The organism is Mycoplasma procyoni (assembly GCF_017052595.1).
Classification (GTDB): domain Bacteria; phylum Bacillota_I; class Bacilli_A; order Mycoplasmatales; family Metamycoplasmataceae; genus Mesomycoplasma_A; species Mesomycoplasma_A procyoni.
Window position 1 is genome coordinate 21,363 of sequence record NZ_JAFIDB010000003.1, and the last position, 21,212, is coordinate 42,574.

Annotated in this window: 14 protein-coding genes; 10 read left to right on the forward strand and 4 right to left on the reverse strand. The window is 29.0% G+C overall.

The genetic code is table 4. The features are described 5' to 3' along the window. Positions 1-129 precede the first annotated feature (129 nt). From JV122_RS01545 to JV122_RS01560, 4 genes are read left to right on the forward strand one after another with little or no spacing between them, the layout of a single operon-like run. Positions 130-2,679, forward strand: coding sequence for a putative immunoglobulin-blocking virulence protein (locus JV122_RS01545; protein ID WP_205842756.1), 2,550 nt, complete (start codon positions 130-132; stop codon positions 2,677-2,679). 32 nt (positions 2,680-2,711) lie between these two features. Then, positions 2,712-3,524: a nucleotidyl transferase AbiEii/AbiGii toxin family protein gene (locus tag JV122_RS01550; protein WP_205842757.1), complete on the forward strand. Its 813-nt coding sequence runs from the start codon at positions 2,712-2,714 to the stop codon at positions 3,522-3,524. Between the two features lies 1 nt (position 3,525). Beyond that, positions 3,526-4,062: a hypothetical protein gene (locus JV122_RS01555; RefSeq protein WP_205842758.1), complete on the forward strand. Its 537-nt coding sequence runs from the start codon at positions 3,526-3,528 to the stop codon at positions 4,060-4,062. A gap of 12 nt (positions 4,063-4,074) precedes the next feature. After that, entirely contained in the window at positions 4,075-5,106 is a 1,032-nt protein-coding gene (locus JV122_RS01560) for a PDDEXK nuclease domain-containing protein (RefSeq protein ID WP_205842759.1), read from the forward strand. 535 nt (positions 5,107-5,641) lie between these two features. Here JV122_RS01560 and JV122_RS01565 read toward each other — a convergent pair. Continuing rightward, complete coding sequence (locus tag JV122_RS01565; RefSeq protein ID WP_205842760.1) at positions 5,642-5,890, reverse strand: hypothetical protein; 249 nt, start codon at positions 5,888-5,890, stop codon at positions 5,642-5,644. Positions 5,891-6,089: 199 nt separating this feature from the next. Beyond that, positions 6,090-7,076, reverse strand: coding sequence for an Abi family protein (locus tag JV122_RS01570; protein ID WP_205842761.1), 987 nt, complete (start codon positions 7,074-7,076; stop codon positions 6,090-6,092). A 346-nt stretch (positions 7,077-7,422) separates the two neighbouring features. Between JV122_RS01570 and JV122_RS01575 the strand changes: the two genes are divergently transcribed. Next, entirely contained in the window at positions 7,423-7,794 is a 372-nt protein-coding gene (locus JV122_RS01575) for a hypothetical protein (protein WP_205842762.1), read from the forward strand. A gap of 57 nt (positions 7,795-7,851) precedes the next feature. Here JV122_RS01575 and JV122_RS01580 read toward each other — a convergent pair whose 3' ends face one another. Both JV122_RS01580 and JV122_RS01585 read right to left on the reverse strand, forming a co-directional pair. After that, entirely contained in the window at positions 7,852-8,805 is a 954-nt protein-coding gene (locus JV122_RS01580; protein ID WP_205842763.1) for an adenine-specific methyltransferase EcoRI family protein, read from the reverse strand. Beyond that, entirely contained in the window at positions 8,806-9,783 is a 978-nt protein-coding gene (locus JV122_RS01585) for a 3'-5' exonuclease (RefSeq protein WP_205842764.1), read from the reverse strand. A gap of 405 nt (positions 9,784-10,188) precedes the next feature. Here JV122_RS01585 and JV122_RS01590 point away from each other — a divergent pair, with 405 nt between their 5' ends. The 5 genes from JV122_RS01590 (at position 10,189) to rpsR (ending at position 21,207) form a co-directional block, all read left to right on the forward strand. Further along, on the forward strand, positions 10,189-19,638 hold the full coding sequence (locus JV122_RS01590) for a hypothetical protein (RefSeq protein ID WP_205842765.1): 9,450 nt from the start codon (positions 10,189-10,191) through the stop codon (positions 19,636-19,638). A gap of 62 nt (positions 19,639-19,700) precedes the next feature. Then, positions 19,701-19,832 carry a hypothetical protein gene (locus tag JV122_RS04765; RefSeq protein WP_276207340.1) on the forward strand — a complete coding sequence of 44 codons (132 nt, stop codon included), beginning with the start codon at positions 19,701-19,703 and terminating at the stop codon, positions 19,830-19,832. 140 nt (positions 19,833-19,972) lie between these two features. Then, the gene (rpsF, locus tag JV122_RS01595; RefSeq protein WP_205842766.1) at positions 19,973-20,428 is read left to right on the forward strand and encodes a 30S ribosomal protein S6; all 456 of its coding nucleotides are present in this window, start codon (positions 19,973-19,975) and stop codon (positions 20,426-20,428) included. 12 nt (positions 20,429-20,440) lie between these two features. Further along, on the forward strand, positions 20,441-20,944 hold the full coding sequence (locus tag JV122_RS01600; protein ID WP_205842767.1) for a single-stranded DNA-binding protein: 504 nt from the start codon (positions 20,441-20,443) through the stop codon (positions 20,942-20,944). Positions 20,945-20,961: 17 nt separating this feature from the next. Further along, positions 20,962-21,207 (forward strand): 30S ribosomal protein S18, encoded by a 246-nt coding sequence (gene rpsR, locus JV122_RS01605; protein WP_240463410.1) that lies wholly within the window; start codon positions 20,962-20,964, stop codon positions 21,205-21,207. The last annotated feature ends 5 nt before the right edge of the window (positions 21,208-21,212 follow it).

Consider the following 21,212-nt stretch of genomic DNA (forward strand, 5'->3'; position numbering starts at 1 on the left):
TTTATTTTCTTGTTTTTTTTATTTTAAAATCCATTGTATTCCCTTTTGAAATATACATTTCAACACAAAATGATATAATTAAATTAATAAGATAATAATAAATAATAATTCTATAATAAAGGATATATGATGAAACTTTCTAAAACAGCTAAAACACTAGTAATATTTGGTTTACCTTCTATTGCAGTAACAGTAGTTCCTACTACTGTTTATTTTGCAAGCAGCAGTTCAAAAAATGCTTATGACAGAAAGTATCTTTTACAAGATACTCAAATCCAGCTCAACAACAGAAGAGTTTCTTTTAAAGAAGGACAAAACTCCATTAGAGACAAAAACAATAAACCAATTAAAACAACACCAGTAGAACAACCAAAACCAACACCTAAACCACAACAACCAAAAGAAGAAATAAAAGTAGATCAAGAAAAACCAAAACCAATTACAGAAGAACCACCTAAAGAAAAACCAAAACAACCAGAACCTCCAAAAGAAGAAAAACAAGATATTAAACAACCAGAAGAACCAGAAAAACCAAAAGAAGAGATTAAACAACTCGAACCTCCTAAAGAAGAACCAGCAAAAGAAATTATCATTGAAACACCTAAACAACCAGAACCACTCCCTCCTGTAGTTAAAGATGATGAACAACCAGAGGTTATTGAAACAGAAGACAAAAATACAGTCCATGAAGAAGTTATAGAACAAGATCCACCTAAAGAAGAACCAACTCAAAAAGAACCTGAACCAACTCCAAAAGAAGAAACAAAACCAAAACCAAGACCACTCAAAGATAATGAGTTTTACATTAAATTCGGTGATGTAAACGTCAGAGTTACAGGTAAAAAAGAATTAGTACCAAGAGTCCCAAATCAAAACGATGTTAGAAATGGAATTACTAACAGAATTGAATATCTTGCTACTTTAGTTTCAGAAATAACTTCAGTTGAAGTAACAGATGAATTAAAAAGAGAAGTTAGAAAACAAGCATTAGACACTTTTAGAAAAGATGCACCAGAACATTTATTAAAAGACTTTAAAGTTGGTGGACCAGGAGCGTTTCAATCATTAGAAGACATCAGAAGACACTATGATACTCCAGGAGGAAATAACAAAAGATATTTTGATAGAATTATTGATAAATATCACAGATTACTAAAAAACATCCCAAGACTTAAAGACTTTTTAAGCGATGAAGGAAAAAGAGTTTTAGAACAAGAATTACACAACCAATTAGTAGATGAATCTAAACCAGATAAACCACTAATTCCAGAAAGAGCATTAAGAATCCTTCCTTACATTGAAACATCAAAAATAACAGAAATACAACCTAGAACTAATGAATTATTAGCTAAAGGTTATGTAATCAATGATAAAGATTACAACGTTTATATTGATGAAGAAGGTAGAATTGGATCATATAGTGCAACTCCACTAATCAACACAGTTATAACAAGACTAATTCATGATAACTACACAAGAAGAGCTTTTGGTTATAAATCAGAGTTTGGTAGAACTCCCGGAGATCTATTAGAAGGAAAATATGAAGGATGAAAAATCACTAATATTTCCAAAGATCCAAAATGAATTAATTATGGAATTGAAACTGATACAGATGGAATCAAAGTCGAAAGATTAGATAAAATTGAACCAGATCCATCACTAAAAAGAAATACAGGTATTAGAATCACAATTGATGCTTCAAATCGTGCAGGATACACTAAAACTCTAGAACTAATTAAAAAATTAGTTGCTGCTAATGAAGATATTACTTCATATAAAATTATTAATATTGGTTCTAAAGACCACAATCAAGCATTCTATAAAATAATTAAAGAAATACCACAAAAACTACCACAACTAGAACTATTCTTCGAAACAGAAAATACATCAGCACTATTTGCTCTAGAAGGTAAAGAAATTGATGAATTAGGACTATATACTTCAGGAAACTCACTGAAAGAAGAATGATCTATTCCGCCATTAGCACTTAAAAAAGTTGCTTATGTTGCGACAGGTGATTACAACGTAAGTTTTGATTATCCAAAAGGTGAAAAAATACCTACAAGAATTGTATTTAATACAATAGGATTTAAAGACACAGATTCAATAGCTGATATTAATAATGGATTAAGAATGGTTTATTTTGTTAGAAACAATGAACCGTTCTTCCAAGGTGGATATGGTGCAGGATTAGATCCAGATCACAACGAAGGTGGAAATAGCTATCCAACAGGAATTTCCTTTAAATATGCACCGCAAATCAAAACATTACAAGGTTTAGTGTTTAAAGATATTTATAAAGAATCTAATGGATTAAGAAAATTAAGAAGAATAGAGTTTTTCAACAATTCTCAAACTTATGAATTAACAACAACCCAATTAAATGAAGCACAATTTGTAGACATTTTAGATACAAATCCTTTTGCAGATCCTAAATCAGAAATTCTATTTTCTAATAAAAGATCAACTCAAAATCTTAGAATTGTAGCTGATTCTCAAAATGCAAAACTTAGTTCTAAGGGAATTCAGAACTTAAACGTTCTATTAGAATATGTTAAACAGTTTGGCAGAGATTCAACAGAAATTAAAGTAAAAAGAAGCAATCCAGAACTATATAATCAAATAAAAGGATATAGTTACAAAATAGTAGATGACTACGAAAGTGAATTGGCCGGTTAAAAACAAAATACTATCTTTAATAGGAGAAGAAAATGAAGGAACTTAATAGAATATCAAATAGACAAGAATTTATGAATTTTATAATTTATAAAATCTTTGATAATGATAAATATAATCAACATTTTGTTCTTGAAGGTTCTAATGTTTTGTTTTTGAAAGGTTTAAATAGCAATAATATCAGTTTTTATTTTAGAATGCCAAAAGACTTGGATTTCAATTTTAAAAACATTGAAAATAATTTCAAAGTTTTAAAAGAGATATTAATTGATATTTTTAAAGATGAAAAAGATTTAAAACTCTTTTTATACGATGATAAATACGATGTAGATGATGTTTTTAATGTTTATCAATTTAAAATGCAAAAAGAAGAATTCAGTGTTAAAATCAATTTTGATTTAGTTTATGAAACTGAAAACTATGAAACTGAAGCTCTAAATTTTGAATTTGGAGATCAACAAACTAAAATCAATATTTATCTTTTAGAAAAGTATTTATCAAACAAGATTATTGCAATCAAAAAAGAAAAAATCAAAAGTGATCAAACAGAAAACTTTTTAGATAACTACGGAAATGTTAAAGAATTACAAAATCTAACAGATTTAATTTGAATGCTAAAAAAATTTGAAGTTGATATCAAAAAGCTAATCCAAATTTTATCCAATATGTTTTATTTAAAACGCTTTGAAAAAAGCGTTACTTTAGAACAATATTTAAGTTATTTAATAGTTTATGTTAATGATGCTAACAACTCAACTATCTTTGATCAAATAAACGCAGAATTAAATATAAACATATCAAAAGAATTGCTTATTAGTTTATTAAATAAATTGCTAAAAGAGGTTTAAAATGAGAGAGACAAAAAGATATAAAGAAGCTTTTTGAGTTCAGTTTTATGAAATCTATAGAAAATCTAATCACCGTTATCCAACAGCAGAAAACAATGTTTTTATTAGGCTTGGTATTAAAGATGTTCTGTTTATCAATGTTGATCGATATGATCTAAAAGGAATTTATATAACTAATAACAAACAAAAACACAGAACTGTAAAAGACAAAGATTATGCTTTTGATATTGTTTATGTCCCTGATTTAGAAAATAAAGATCTTTATAATTTAGACAAAATTGATTATTACTACATCAATGCTTATCTGTTGCGTTTCTATGCAACAGATGAAAATGTTTATAGGTATTATAACTGAGATGAAGGCATTGATGCAATCATGCCTGATATCTATGATGATCTAGAAAACAATTTAAAAGAAATCAAGAAAAGATATCCTGACTTTTCTCCATATTTTCACAGAAAATATCTAAGAGCTTGAGCGAGAAAGATTGCAAGAGAAGAATACAAAGAATACTACTGAGAATTCGAAGATTTTTAGTCTTAAGGATTTATGAAACAAAGAGAAGAAGTGCTAAATAGAGAATATAAACAATGATTAAATAACATAACTAATCAAATCCAAAACCATCAATACAATGCAGCCCTTGAAGTTAATTCACAACTATTGCAATTGTATTGAAACATTTCAAAAGAAATCACAAGTCAAGAAGAAGATTTTCTTAAATCATTAAGTTTAGATCTTAAAAGAAGATTTCCTTTTGCAAAGGGATTTTCAATAGAAAACCTCAAGCACATTAGACATTGGTATAAATTTTATACTAACAATAATAAAACTACAAAAACACAAAAAGAGATTCTAAACAAAATCAAACTCATTCCTTGAGAACACAATAAAGAGATTGTGTATAAATCAAAAACAATCGAGGAAGCTTTATTCTATATTCAAAAGACAATTGAAAACGGTTGAAGCAGAAATGTTTTAGAACATCAAATTGAGTCTAATCTTTTTGCAAAGTATGGAAAAGCTATCACAAACTTCGATGCAAAACTTCCTTCAATTCAGTCTGATTTAGCTAAACAAACACTAAAAGATCCTTATAACTTTGATTTTCTTACAATAACAGAAAAATACAACGAAAGAGATCTAGAAGATTCTTTAATAAAGCAAATAACAGACTTTTTATTAGAATTAGGAACAGGTTTTTCATACATCGGAAGACAATATAGCATTAAAGTGGGAGACAGTTCGTTTTACACCAATCTACTTTTCTATCATCTTAAATTAAGAAGCTATGTTGTTATAGAACTTAAGACAGAAAAATTTAAACCCGAATTTATACGACAGCTCAACTTCTATGTTACAGCCGTTGATAAACAACTAAGAACAGAACAAGATAATCAAACAATCGGAATCTTAATCTGCAAAGATAAAGATGATGTAGTTGCTGAATATTCTTTAGAAAACATTTCTCAACCTATCGGAATAAGCAAATATGAAATCAATAAATTCATTAAAGAAGAATACAAAAATAGCTTACCTTCAATAGAAGAAATAGAGCAAGAATTATCCAAAATTAAATAATAAGCAAAAAGGTTACAGCTTGTAACCTTTTTAGTTAAAGAATAAATAATATATTTCAATATAACAAAAAATAGATTATTTTCATGCATAAACTTATTTTTTGTGGTAGTATTTAATTATCGAAGGATGGTCGCTCTTTAGCGGCTCTTGGCTATCTGTTGCTTAAGTGCAAATATCCAGAACAGTGAGAACCTGCTTATTGCAGGTTTTTAAAATTCTTTTTTAATACATTTATAAGAAATTTTAAAGTCGTTTAAAATTAAATTATTTATTGAAATATCTTTATCTTTTAGCAATATGTCAAAAGTAAATGGTATAGCTCCTTTAGAACCATCAAAATTAACCAAAAATTGCACCTTATCATATAAGATAATTTTGTGTTTTCAAGTTTGACAATATACTCTTGATTTTCTTTTCTAATTTTAGAATACCGATTAAAAGAAAGTCAGTGAACTTTTTGTTATTCTCATTAAAATATTTTAGTTTCTCAAAACTAAATCACACTTTGTAAATATGATCGTTGTTTTCGTTTGTTTTATAAAGAGATTTTAAAGAAGTTGTAATACTTATTTTTGCCTTTTCAATCTTCGAAAACTTCTTCTCAATTAAGTTCTGTTTCGTCTTTTATTTCTGCAAAAACAGGTTTAAAAGGTGTGAAAAAATGCACATAGTTGTTTTGCTCTAAATAGTTGATTATTTCTTGTTCTTGAGTTGGTTTGGTTTTCATATTTTTGACTTCTTTTAGTCTTTTTAGTTGTTGTTGGAATGTTAAAAATTGTTTCATTATTATCCTTTTCTTTTAATCATTTATGTAAAACAAATAACTATATAACAAAAAATAAATTATTTTCTTGCATAAACTTATTTTTTGTGGTAGTATTTAATTATTGGAAGATGGTCGCTCCTTAGCGGCTCAACGTATCTTCGACTTAAATGACGAATATGTTGAACAGTGAAAAGCTTGCTCTTATAGAGCAGGCTTTTTAAAACGCCTTTTTTAAAATATGAATTAGGAATTTAAAGTCTTCTTGAATCATTTCATTTATTGATTTATTTTGCTTTGCAATTAATAAATCAAACGAATGAGGAATTACACCTTCATTACTCGAAAAGAAATATATAAACTTACTCTGCTTATATTTTTTAATTACTATTTTAAAATCTTTTTTAGAAATTTCTTTTCTAATGATGTCATTTACTTCTAAAATGTAAAAATACTGAAGATTTTTAGAGTGTGCTAAAAAATTTCTTAACCTCACTGAAAATGAGAGAAGTTTAATCATTTTGTTATAATTAATGTGTCTTCCAAAAATTTTAAATTTTAATTCTATTTTTTCTTTGTTAGAAAGAAAAAAATTATTATCATTTAATAGATTTTCAAGTAAATATTGTAAATTACCTAAAGTTAGATTTTCAATATCAAATCAAACATAATTTGATTTATGGTCGATTTTAGATTTGAATTTTTGAAAGCCTTCTTTATTGATTCAAATTGTTTCAAGAAATTCAATTCACTTATCATATTGATCTTTAAAGTTAGAATTATCTGTTTCAAAAATTCATTTAGCAATAAAGTTTGATAATATACTCTTGATTTTCTTTTCTAATTTTAGAATACCCATTAAAAGATAGTCAGAAAACTTTTTGTTATTCTCATTAAAATATTTGAGTTTTTCAAAACTAAATCAGTTTTTGTAAATGTGATCGTTGTTTGGAGTAGTTTTATAAAGTTGCTTAAAGAAGTTGTAATACTTATTTTTGCCTTTTCAATCTTCGAAAACTTCTTCTCAATTAAGTTCTGTTTCGTCTTTTATTTCTGCAAAAACAGGTTTAAAAGGTGTGAAAAAATGCACATAGTTGTTTTGCTCTAAATAGTTGATTATTTCTTGTTCTTGAGTTGGTTTGGTTTTCATATTTTTGACTTCTTTTAGTCTTTTTAGTTGTTGTTGGAATGTTAAAAATTGTTTCATTTTAATCCTTTCTGGAGACTTATCCTCTCTAGAATAGAAATTTTTTGCAAAAAATAGCCTCTTTAGGAAAAATTTAGGAAAAAAAGATTACTATAGCATAAATTTTTCCTTTTGCATATTAACTAATTGTCAATAAAATGTCAAAAACTTTTATGATGCTAATCTTTTTAAAATTATGTTTTTTTTAACAATATTTAATAATTTCCTTTTTACATAAGAATATATCAATACTTATTTTATTAATTATTTTAAAGATTCTAAAGCTGTTTCTTCAATAATCTTAAATAAGGCTTTTTATTTAAGAGATATCCAAAAAGAAGAGGGTTATGTTAATTTAGAATTTGATTTGTCTGAAGTTTCGAATTTTCAAAAAATAAATGAATATTTTAAAAATAATACTAATGAGATTCCGCTATTACAAATTTATTCTCTAGCTCAATTAGAAAAAACTAGAATTCAGTCTCAAGATTTTAATTTTATAAATGAAAAAGAAGGGCATAGAGGCGTTTTAAAAGCATATGCAACTCCTAAAAAAGAAAGCGATTTTAAAACAGTAGATCATAGTTTAATATATCGTTTTAGTCAATCTAAAAATTCAATCAATAACAAAAAAGAAGAACAATCAAGTAATGGCTCAAATACAAATTATGTTGTAATTGAAAATGATAGACAATACCCAACAAATTCCTTTGTAATAAAATTAAATAAAGCAAATTAGTCAACTACAAAGATCTAAAATTAAAAAAACTCGTTATAAAAGACTATAACGAGTTTTTTAAGAATTAATGAGTTTGTTTTTGATTAAGATTCTAAAATAAGGGCATTTGCCATTAATACTTAGATCTTTATCATCATTACCTTTTCTAAATTTAATGATCTCAAATTGTTTTGGATTAAATTTATTAAGAAAAGTGATCGGAACTACCATATGACCTTTGTAGTCATAAGGGATTTCATTTGTTTTATTGATGTTTATAGCATCATAATTATCATATTTAGGAAAATAGACTTCATTACCAAAATATTGCATTTTAAGTTCAATATTTTGGTGTCTTTTGTAGTTATCTAAAGTTGTTAATCATAGACAATTGTTTGTTGCTACTATTCTATTTCCTTGAGCATCAATAAATGCTTCTGTTCCATATAACTCATAGTCTTGAGGAACAATAAAACCAGAAATTGCTCTTCCAAAATTAATACCTAATCATACTTTATTTTCTTTAATTAACTTAAAGATTTCTTTGTATGTTATTGCATTAATATTTGCAATAACTAAAAAATCTTTATTAAACTCAACAAGCTGTAAAATAAATTCTCTAAACAGAGAAAATGGAGGATTTGTGACAACAATATCAGCTTGTTTTAGCAACTCAATTGTTTCTTCGTTTCTAAAATCGCCATCATTTTTAAAATAAATAACATCATCCAAAGTAGGGTTTTTGGTTTCTGTTTCTGTTCCGTTATATTCAAAATAATAACCTCTTTGATTTTCTAAATAACAAGAAGCGATTAGTTTCTTTAGTCCTAACTCTTTGAAGTTATCTACAAAGAATTTAAAGAAATTACTGCTTAAAGGATCATCACAATTACACAAAACAACTTTATTTTTAAAGTGCTGTTTGTAATATTGTAATTCACTTTCTATGTCTTTAAGTTGAGTATAAAACTCATCCTTTTTATTCTTTTTCGCTTTTATTAATAAAGCGTTTTTTCTTTTGTTTTGGTTCATTTATTCTTTATTTTCTTCTTTCTGATTGTCTTGTGAAATTCTTCTTCTTTTGGATTCTACAATGTCTTTAAATTTTGTTTCTTGGCTAATGTTTAGACATATAACAACAAACTCTTTTACATTGTAAGCTATAATATTTTCTTTGTTAAAATTCTCTTTTTGTTCTTGATCTAAATCTTTATCAACTAAAACAACATCAGATTTTTTTCAATCTTCTTCAATTAAACCCGAGTTTAATAAAATAGCTTCTTTGACGCTGTTTTGATCATCTTGCTCTATTTCACTAAATAAAAAAGAAAATTTTAGATCTTCAAGTTTTTTAGATTCTACTTTAAGTTTAGCAACTCTTCTTCTAAAAGCTCATAAAGCATTTTCTTTCTTTCTGAGTTTTCTTGCTCTTATTTCATTTGCTAGTTCCTCGAAAATATTAGGATTGTAATCTTTATCTCTTAATCCACATAAGCATCTAAATAAAGATTTACAATCAGCAACTGCTCTATGTTCAATTTCTTCTTCCACCTTAAAAACTTTACACATGTTTTCTAAAGAACAACCAACTTTTTGATCGGTTGTGCTTTTTATAAAATCATAAAAAAGATCAAAACTATCAATTAACAATGCATCATCAGTATTAAAAACTAAACCAAGTTCTTTATAAACTTTTTCAAGAATCTTAAAATCATTATCTCTACCGCCGTGAGCTACTATTTGAAAACCATCTCTAAAGTTTTCAAAATAGTCAATCACTTTATCTAAATATTTACCTTTTTTATCTAATTCTTGATTTGTAATTCTGTTAACCACAAATCCCTTATTAACAACTTTTTCTTGGTACTTAACTAAAAAATTAAAATCATCAACTATTTTTCAGTTGACTATTTTTAGTGCGCCGAACTCAATTATCTTAGTTTCTTCGATACTTCCGGCAGTTGTTTCAAGGTCGATAATAATAAAATTTTTCTTTAAATTTTTAAGCATAATTCAATTATATAAGAAAAAATTTTATTAAATTACTAAAAAATAGCCATATCTGAAAAATACTTGATATTTAAACGAAAACGCCTGTCACAGGCACGTTTTAGAAAAAACTGTGAGAATTTAGTGTGACAGCTTTAAAACAGCGTTTTAGTAATATTTATTTTATTATTCTTTATATATTAAACAAAAATAACGCCTATTAATAGGGATTTTTTTAAAATTTTTCTTTGTTTATTTTTAAAATAATGTAAAATAATACAGTTCGCATGAACAAAAGTAAAAAGGATGACAAAATAAATAGAAAGCTGAAGACTTCTATTTCAAAAAACTGAATAGACTTAAAACGATTCTTGTCGTTTTAACCTTTGGCCACAAATATTCTTTTATTTTGTCAAGAAAAGGATAATGTCAAAAAAATTATTATTAGGTTTATCTATTGCTGCCTTTAGTATTTCAACTATAACAGCAATAGAAATATGATTAAGGTGAAGAGATTCAAAAGAATCAAATCAGCTTACAGATGAAGAATATCAAAAATTAAGAGAACAAGTACAAAAAGCAATTAATGAAGTTGATAGTGCTTCAAGACAAAAACTGTATCAAAAAGAATTTGATGCAATTGAAAACATTGCTACAGAACAAAACGTACTTAAGCTTAAAGAATTATTAGATAAAATATCACGTCAAAGAAGTGATGAACAACTAATTGAAGATCTAAATAAAGCAATCAATGCTTTAGATCCTATTTATTCTAAAAAAGAACAACTAAGAGAAGAACTAAGACAAGAAAACTTGTCTAGAGATCAACTTTTAGAAATTGAAGACAAAGTTGCTATTGCTTTAGTTATTGAAACTCTTTTAAAAGATGTTGAAGATAAAAACAAAAAACAACAATTTATTTCTGAATACAACTCAGAAAACACATTAGATAAAAACAACCTTCAAACATTACTAGAAGACATTCAAAAACACCTAGAGCAACAAAAATCCGCTCTAGAAGATGCTAAAGACAAAGCGGAGCAAAGATCAAACGAGATCAAAGATGAAGCTAAAAAGCAAGAATTAGCTGACAAACTCAAAGAAGCTAATACAATCGAAGAAGTAAACAAAATCAGACAAGAAATTGAAGAAATTCTTGCAAAACAAGATCAAAAACTAATCGATCTTGAAAAAGAGCAAGCTAAAGATCTAAACTCAAAAGTTGAAGATCAAGCTAAAAAAGAAGAATTTGAAAAAAGAATCGACGAAGCAAAAACAAAAGAAGAAATCGATCAAATTAAAGAAGAGATTCTAAAAGAACTACAAAAAACTTTAAGTCCTGAAGAAATTCTTGCAATCCAAAAAGAAGCTTTAGATAAAAAAGTTGAAAATTCTGATCTAGATCAACAAACTAAAGACGCTCTAAAAGAAGAAATCAAAAATGCAACAAATATTGATCAATTCAAAGAAGTTGAGCAAAAAGTTGATGATCTTTTATGAAAAAAGGATGCTAAAGAAAAAGCTTTAGAAGTTATTAATCGTCTAAAAGATTCAGATAAAAAACAAGAACTATTAGAACTTGTTAATAATGCTGATCAAGATGACTCAAAGAGTGCAAAAGAGATTATTGCAAGCTATGAAGATGCCAAAAATCAAGCTCAAGCAATTTTAGATGCTGCTAAAGAAGCTGCTCAAAATGCTATTAATAAACTAGGTGAACTACCAACTACTTACCCAACAACTTCTCACCAAGATCAAATTAAGTTCTTACAAGATGAACTAAACAACTCATTTACACAAGAACACTATGAAAAAGTAGCACAAAAAGTTGCTGATTTATTAGCTGCTGAACTTCAAAAAGCAAGAGAATTACTCAAAGAACTACAACAACATCCAACACTGATCAATAATGAACACAACTTAGCTAATGAAAAACCATTAGCAGACTATGATTCTCAACTAAACAACGAAGAAAATGCTAAAAACTTAGACTACAATCAAATTCAACAAATCATCAAAGAAGAAACAAGAATCAAAGAAAAACTTGATCTGATTCAAAAGATTAAAGAAGAACTAAAAGATCTTCCACAAGCAATTCAAGACGAACTAGACACAAAAGTAAGACAAGCTCAAAGTGAAGAAGATATTGATAATCTTTCTAATGAAATTGATGCAATCAGACAACAAATCGCTGACATTAAAGAACTTTCAGATCTTTCTACAAACCCAGAATTCAAAGACTCAAATCTTCAAGATAAACTTAGTGCAATTACAACAACTTCTGATTTAAATACAATCGAACAAAACATCAAAGATTCTCTAAAACAAGAATACAAAGACAAAATTGATAATTTTGCCAAAGATTCTGTTGCAACAGATCAAGATCAAATTGATCAAGCTAAAGCAAAAGTAGATCAATTAGCTACCTTAGAAGACTTCAAAAACTTTAAAACAGATTTAGATCAAACATCACAAAACAAACAAAATGCATCTTCAAATGCTGATTCTTTAGACAACACAAGTGCTAAAGATGACTTCAATAACCAAATTGCTAATACATTAGATAAAGACAAACTAAATGAAATAAACAATCAAATCGAACAATATAAACAAAAACAATCAGACCTAATTGAAAAAATTGAAAACCTTTCTTCGACTTCACAACAAGCAAAAGACACACTCAAAGAACAACTAAAAACAGAACAAAACAATACAATTGAAAAACTTGAAGAATTTTCAAAACTACTTGATCAAATTGCTCAAGCTAAACAAGAAGCAAACGATCTACTTCAAAACACAACAGCTAAAGAGTTTAGTGCAACAGAAAAAGAGGAATTCAAACAAAGAATTGACAACGCAACTTCTCTTTCTGAACTTGAGCAAATCATGGATGAACTAAACGGTTCACCAAAAGAAATTGCTCTTAAAAAACAACAACTAAAAGAACAAATCGATGCTTTTGAGCTTAATTCAGATCTTGCAAAAGAGACTCTAAAAGCTGAAGTTGATGCTGTAAGCACACTTGAAGAACTTAAAGCTCTTAAAGACAAAATCAATGAGCTAGAGCAAGCTAAAACAAATGCTGTTGCTAAAACAGAAAATTTAAATCCAGCTGCCAAAGACAACTTCAAAGAGCTAATTAAAAACGCTGTTGAAAAAACAAACGATCAAAACCAAAATTCAGTTTCTGAAATTGAAAAACTAATTGATTCATACAAAGATAAATACAACGAATTAAAAGAAATTATTAAAGGAAACGGAGAACAAGGACTCCAAAACTTTAATCAAGAACTTAGAGAACAACTTCTAAACAAAATTGAAGATTCTATTTATGAGTCTCAATTAGATCAAACTAAAGCTGATCTAATTGAGCTAGATAAACAAAAACAAGAACTAAAACAACAAATCATCAACTCAAATATTCAAAACGAAGAAACTAAATCATTCTTTAATGATCTTCTTTTAGCTGCAGACTCAAAAGAAAAAGTAGCTCAAATCAAAGAGCAACTAGAATTAGCTTCAAAAATTGTTGAAAAAATTGCTGCACTTCCTCAAGATCAAGCAGCTAAAAGTGAGTTATTAAAACAAGCCGCTGAAGCTAAATCTTCTTTATCAGATCTACAACACTTTGAAGCTAAAATTGTTGATTTACAAAACTCAACACAACAAGCAATTGATGCAATTAACAATCAACTTCAAAACTCTTCAGAGCAAGCTAAAGAAAATCTAATCAATGAAATTAAGTCTAAATTCCAAAAAGAACCAATCGATCAAATTAAAGACTCAATCAATGAAATTAACCTTCTAAAACAAGAAGGAATCGACAAAAACAACCAACTAGAAGATCAACAACTAAAAGACGGATTCTTATCTGAAATTCAAAACGCAACAACTCAAGAAGCGCTAAGAGAAATCATTCAAAGAATTCAACAAGAACTAGATAAACAAAAAGAACTTAAAAAGCAACAAGCTGCTTTAATTAAAGAAATTAATGATTTTGCTGCAGAAACACAAAATCCTGCAAAAATGTCAGAAACTGTAAAACAAGCACTAATTGATCAAGTTGAACAAGCTAAAGAAGTTGCTGCTCTAAACCCAATTAGAGAAGACTTTTTAGCAAGAAAAGACGTAATTAACAGCACTTTAGACACAATTAATCAACTACAATCTTCAAACGATCAATACAAACAAGATCTAAAACAGTCTCTAAAAGAGAAATTAGCTTCCGATCAAATGAATTCTGTATCTGCTTTAAATGATTTTAAAGCAGTTGTTGAAAACAAGAAAAATGCTCTAGAAACAGTTGAGAGACTAAATGATTCTCAAGACAAAACAGATAAACTAAACACAATCAAAACTTCAGATGACAATGCTGTAATTAATGCTCAAAACACTGCTGCACAGGCTATTTTGGATAATTCTTATGCACAAGCACAAAAAGCGATTGCGAGATTATCAGGTTCAGATACAGGACTTAAAGCTACTTTAGAACAAGAACTAAATGCTTCAGGAACTAAGTTTACTCAAGCACAAATGGATTCAATTGTTTCTCGTTCAGATGCAGAGTTTAACCCTCTAAAACAAGAAGTAGAAAACCTAATTCAAACATTAGATATTGCTGATCTTAAAGCTGCTTTAGAAAAAGAATTTAATGATCACAATACAAACCAAACACAAACAATTGCAACTCTAAAAGACATCAAAAACAGAATTGAAATTGCCAAAGCTAAAAAAGATGCTCAAGCTGCTATTGATAAACTTGTTGATGGTTCAGCAACAAAACACAAACTAAGCGATGAACTAAATGCTGCAACAACAACAGAACAAATTGCTGCAATTAAGAAAAAAGCAGAAGACGCTTATAGTTCAACAAGAGACGAGCTAAACAGAGTTCTGCCTAAACTAGAAGGTGCAACAGAAGAACAAAAAGCAAAAATAGCTGCTCTAAGTGGACAAAACGCAACTCAAGAACAACTGCAACAAGCAATCAATGAGATCAATTCAATTTTCAACAAAAAACACACAGATGCCTTTAATGCAATTGAAGAAATCAAAGATTTTGCTACACAAGAGCAACTAAAAGAACTTAATGATGCTTTAGCTAATGCTTCAAACATTACTAAACTACAAGAAGTGATTCAAAAAGCAAATGAACTAAAAGAAAATCACGGAATTCAAGTTGCTAAAGATCAAGCAAGACAAGAAATTGAAAAATTACCAACAAGACCTAATATTGCTGGTTATTCAGAATCTGATACAGCTAAAGCTAAACTGCTAGCACAACTAGATCAAACAAGCGATCTTACAGAAATTGAAAGAATCAAAAACAAAGCACAAGAGCTAAAACCTCTAATGGAAACAGCGCTTGCAACTGTTGATAAACTAAATGACTCAACAACAAAAACACAGCTAATCAAAGACATAACAAACGCTTTAGAATCTAATGCAATTACAGCAGCTCAAACACAAGCTCAACAGATTCTAGATGCTAAAAGAACTATGGCACAAGCTGCTGTAGAAAAAACTTTAGGATTAGTTGCAACTAACTCAAGTGATCAAAGTTATGACAAACTAAAACAAAGATTAGCGGCTGCTACAACAGAACAAGAGCTAATTAATATCACAAGCGATGCAAATAATGCTTATGAACAAGTGCTAAATGCTGCAAAAGACTATTTAAACAACACTTTTAAAACTTCAAGTGATGTTTCTGAAGACAAAAAAGCACATTTTGCTGCTGCTTTAGAAGGAACACAAGCTCAAAATCTTGAATCAAGAAGTAATGTTCAAAAAATCAATGAACTACTTGAACAAATGAAGATCCAAAAAGCAAAAGATGAAGCCAAAGCACTGAACACAAAACTGACTCAACTTCCAGGACACGATGTTGCTCAGTTTGCTCAACAAATTGAATCAGCAACTTCAGTAGCTCAAGTTGAACAACTTAAAGCTCAACTACAACAAAAATTAAATGATTACAAGCAAGCTACAAAAGATGTTTTAGCTAAACTAAATAACTCAAATGATCAAGTTACTGCTGTAGATTCAGCAACAACAGCCGCAGAAATCAAAGCAATTAAAGATGCTGCAGAACAAAAATGAACTCAATTAGTAACTGAAGCAAATAACGCAAACAACAAACTTGTTGGACACAGTGAAAAAGCTGACTATGACACTAAGATTCAAAATGCTCAAACAGAAGCTAAATTAGCTGAAATCAAAGCAAAAATTGATCAAATCTATGATCAAGAAAAAGCTCAAGCACAATCTGCTGTAAATGCTCTACAAAACTCAAATCCAGATAAATACAGTGAACTAAACAAAAAACTAAATGATCAAGATAAAGCTGATCAAAGAGACAATGTGCAAAAATTAAGAGATATTGCACAGCAAGCTACAGAAGCTCTAGCAACTTCAAACAAAAAAGAAGCAGCTAGATTAGTAATTGAAAGCTTACCAACAGAAAACAAACAAGATATCTCTCAAACAGCAAAACAACAGCTATTAGATCAACTAAATGCTGCTAATATTAGCGATTCTGAAATCGATGCTCTAAAACAAAAAGCACAAGAACTTAAAGCTAAAATGGAAGATGCTTTAGCAGAAGTTTATAAACTAGATCCTAACTCTCAATTAAGACAACAACTAACTGATGCAATCATTAATGATGCATCAGGAAACTCAATTGCTCAAAATAAACAGAGAGCAATTGATCAAATTAATAAAACTAAAGCAGAAGCTCAAGCTGCTTTAAATAAAGTTGTAGGTCAAGACAATATCCAACCTAATACTCATGCAAAACTAACAGAAAGATTAACTGCTGCAATAACAGAACAAGCAATTAATCAAATTAAAAATGATGCTCAAGCAGAATTCAATAGAGAGCAAAACGAAGTTGCAACTTGAATCGCAAAACTTCCTCAAAATCAACAAGCTGCCTTTAACACAAGAAAAAATAACGCAGCTAATGTAACTGAATTAAGAGCAATTAGCCAAGAAATTCAAGCAAAACTAAACAAAGCACGCCAAGATGCACAAGCAGCTGTTGCTAAACTGGCTGGTGATGAACAAAAAGCAAGCTTTGATCAAAGACTTGCATCTGCAACTACAGTTGCTGAATATGAAGCAATTACAAGAGAGGCAACACAAAGATTTAATACTCAAAAAGATTCAGCAACTGCTGCCGCAGCTAAATTAAGCGATTCTGCACAAAGAAATGATGCAATTAATAAAGCGCCAACAGTTGCAGAACTTAAAAAACTTCAAAAATCTGCTGAAGACAAATACAAAGAAATCTTTGATCAAACTAAAGCCAAAATTGAAAAAGTTGTTGGGGATCAAACTAAATATGAAGAGCTAAAAAGAAGAACAGAAGCTAAACCAAATCAAGCAGATCTTGAAGCAATCCAAAGAGAAGCTCAAACAACTTTTGATAACTATCTAAATACAAACACAAACCCATTAATTAATCAACTACAACAACTAGATCCTCAATTAGCACAAACATACAGACAAAAAACACAAGAAGCATCTGTAAATATTGCTAAATTAAAAGAACTAGATGCTCAAATTAATGCTGATATTACAAGACTAAATGCTCTAAAAGAAGCAAAAGTCGCCGTAAATGCTTTACCAGTTGCAAACAATGCTTCTTCAAACGAAACAGCAAAAGCAAAATTACTTGCACAACTTGAAAACTCTCAATTAACAACACAACAAATTCAAGAAATCAAACAAAAAGCATTAGATCTAAAACCAAAAATGGATCAAGCTTTAGCTGAAATTAATAAACTAAACACTTCAGCTAAGAAAACAGAACTTACAAATGCTGTAGTTAATTCAACAGAAGCTTCAGTTGTTGATGCTAAGAAAAATGAAGCTATTAATTACATTAAAGAACAAAAAAGACTTGCTGAAGTTGAGCTTGCAAAAGCTGTTGGTCTTACAACAACTCCAACTAACTCAACACACTCACACACAAGCCTTCAAAATAGACTAAATTCAGCAACAACAGAACAACAAATTCTTGATATTAAACGTGATATAACTTCACAATATGACAGAGAAAAAGCCGAAGCAACAACAGAAGTTCAAAAACTAAAAGCATCTGAACAAACCGCTTTATTAAACAGCTTAAAAACAGCACCTAATGTAGATGAAATTAGAAAAATCAAAAAGCAAGCAGAAGACAAATACAACGCTTCTAAAAATGCTGCTGTTGCTGCTGTTGCAAAACTTCAAGGTTATGCTCAAAAATCTACTTTTGATCAAAGAATGGCTGCTCAAAACGTCAATCAAGCAACATACGAACAAATCACTACTGATGCAGCCGCTGTTTGAAACCAACAAAAAGCAGCTACTTTAGCTGAAATTAATAAACTAAAAGATCCTGAAAAACAAAACTTAACAAACCAAATAAATGACAATTTAAACTGATCTCAATTGCAAGCTATTAAACAAGATGCAACTGCAAAACTTGAAAAATTAAAAACAGATGCAAGAGCAGAACTAAATTCAAAACTTGAACAACACCCAGATCTTCAAACTCTACTAAATGAACTAAATAACGCTCAAAATCAACAACAAATTGAAGATGTTAAAGCAAAAATTACTCAAAAATTACAGCAAGCTAAAGATCAAGCAAGATCTACAGTAAGCAGATTGAGTGATGCAAATAAACAAACTCAACTTCAAAATGCAACAACATACAAACAAGTTAAAGCATTAGAAACTGAAGCAGCTGCATTATTAAACAACTTACAGCTACAAGCGCAAGCTAAATTAGCAATGCTAGATGGTTATGATGCTGCTAAGAAAAAAGCAATTTCAGATAAAATTTCAAACACAGCAACAGAATCACAATTAAGACAAGCAATTACTGAAGCTGACAAAGCATACAATGACTTTAAAGCTGAAGTTTCAGCAGAAGTTGCTAAATTACAATCTAAAGATGGTGCTGAATACACAAGACTAAATAATCTATTAACACAAGATTCTAACCTTTCACAAAGAGATACAATTGCTAAACTTAAAGGAATTAAAGAACGAGCAGCCCTTTCTTTAGCTAAAGTTAATGCAAGAGATGTAATTAATAAATTAGATGGTCACACAACAGGAAATAACTCATATTCAAATATGACTCAAAACCTAAATTCAGCAACAACACTGCAAAGGGTTGAAGAACTTAAAAATACAGCAAGACAAGAATATCAAAGAATTAAAGCAGAAACTCAAGAAAAAGTAAGACAATTACCAGATGGTCATTTAAATAAAGAGCAATGATTACAAGAAATTCAAACAGAACCAAATGCAAGAAGATTGTATGAAATGCAAGCTACTGTGGATAATTGAAAAGCTCAGCAGGCACTAACGGCTGAAGAAAGAAAAACAGCACAAGATCAAATTAATAAAATAACAGACCAAAAGAAAAAACAGGAATTACAACAGGAGTTAAATAATCAAAACCTGACTGTTGAACAAGTAAAAAGAATCCAAGATAAAGCTATATTAGAAAATCTAATTCTTTCCGAGTATGGTAGACCGAACGGAGGATTAGAAACTGGGCCTCAAGCTTATTTAACAACTGTTAGAAATATTACCCCTACATACTATAATTCTCAAGATAACCAAGCCAAAATTAATGAATTAAGAGATTTAATTAAAAAACAAGAACAAGCCGAGAAAAACGACTTAGCTCTTGGTTCAAATAGTAAAATTAGAATAGGTCTTAACAATTTTCACTTGGATAACAATCAAAGAAAAATTGATTATTCAAGAAATTACGATGAATATGTAGAAATTTCAAATGAAATCAATCGTATTCAAAATAAAGACGATTACTACAGGCTGCTTGCGAGAATCAAGAATTTTAAATAATACTTCAACATAAATAAAAAAATAGTATAATTAAAATACAAAAATGAATTAAAGGGGAGAAGATGACAAAAAGACTAAAACTTTTAATTGGTGGAGGAGTAATAATGACTGCAGCAGTTGCTTTAACAATTGGAATGTCAGTAGCTTTTGAACAAAAAGCAAAAAGCAATGCTGAAGTTGCTAAAACCAAATAAAATCGACTAATATTAAAAATCCATGGCAAAAGTGCTATGGATTTTTATTTTTATAGTATAATTCAAAAGAGTATTTTAGTATTTAATTTATACTCCTTGATCTTTAGTTAAAGATCCTGATGACCGAAAGGAGCCCAAACATGGCAAAATACGAAATTATGCTAGTTTTAGCACCTACAGAAGAATTATCTTTTGCAGAAAAAATTGCTAAAGATGTATTCGGAGAAGGTGTTAAGAAAGTTGAAAAACTTGAAAGAACAGAATTAGCATACGAAATTAATAAATCTAAAACAGGTGCATTTGTTGTTATCTCTGTAGAAGCAGAAGAAAACACAATCGCCGAATTCACAAGAAGAACAAACATTCAAAAAACAATTTGAAGAACACTTGTTATCAATCTTGATTCTGAAAGAGGTCTTAACCGTAAGGCAAAACCAAAAAGAAAAAAACTTCCTTTAAGACCAAGAACTAATTCACAAACTTCTGAACAAAGAAACTCTTCAGCTGAAGCTAAAGTTGCTTCAAGTGAAGACAAAGAAAAAAAAGTAACAAGAAAACCAAGAGTTAAAAAATCAGAACAAACTGAAGCAAAATAGAAAGTAGGAGAAATGAATAAAGTTATTATTATTGGAAGAATTGCAAATGATGTACAAAAACAAACTACTGCATCTGGAATTGCGTATTTAAGATTAACAGTTGCTGTTGATCGTGACTACAAAACACAAGATGGAAAAGAAATTACAGACTTTGTGCCTGTTGTAGTTTGAAGAGGAAATGCAGAATTTTTAGCAAAATATGCTTCAAAAGGTTCAAGAATTGCAGTAGAGGGTTCATTTACAACAAACTCATTTAGAAATGCTCAAGGACAAAATGTCTTTTCAAATGAGGTATCTTCTGAAAGAGTTCAATTGCTTGAAACAAAACAAGAATCTGAATTAAGAAGAACAAATACTGCATCAAATAGCAGTTATCAAAGACCTGCATCAAATTACAATTCGACTCCAAACACAAATAATAACTTTCAAGAAACTACTTTTTCGCCAGCACCTAATACTAATAAATCTGATGATGAATTTAGTTTAGATGACTACGACAATATTTTTAACGATTAATAAAGAAGGACAAAATTATGATTAAACGTAAACCAAAAAAACAATTTAAGAAAAAACCTTGCTACTTTTGTTTAGAATCAATCGAATACATCGATTACAAAAACACAGAAGTTTTAGAAAAATTCACAAGTGCACACGGGAAAATTCACCCTTCAAGACTTACAGGTACATGTGCAAGACACCAAAGATTATTAGCTACAGCAATTAAAAGAGCAAGAATTGTTGCATTACTACCTTTCGTTGCTGAAAGAATTAGAAAATAATAATA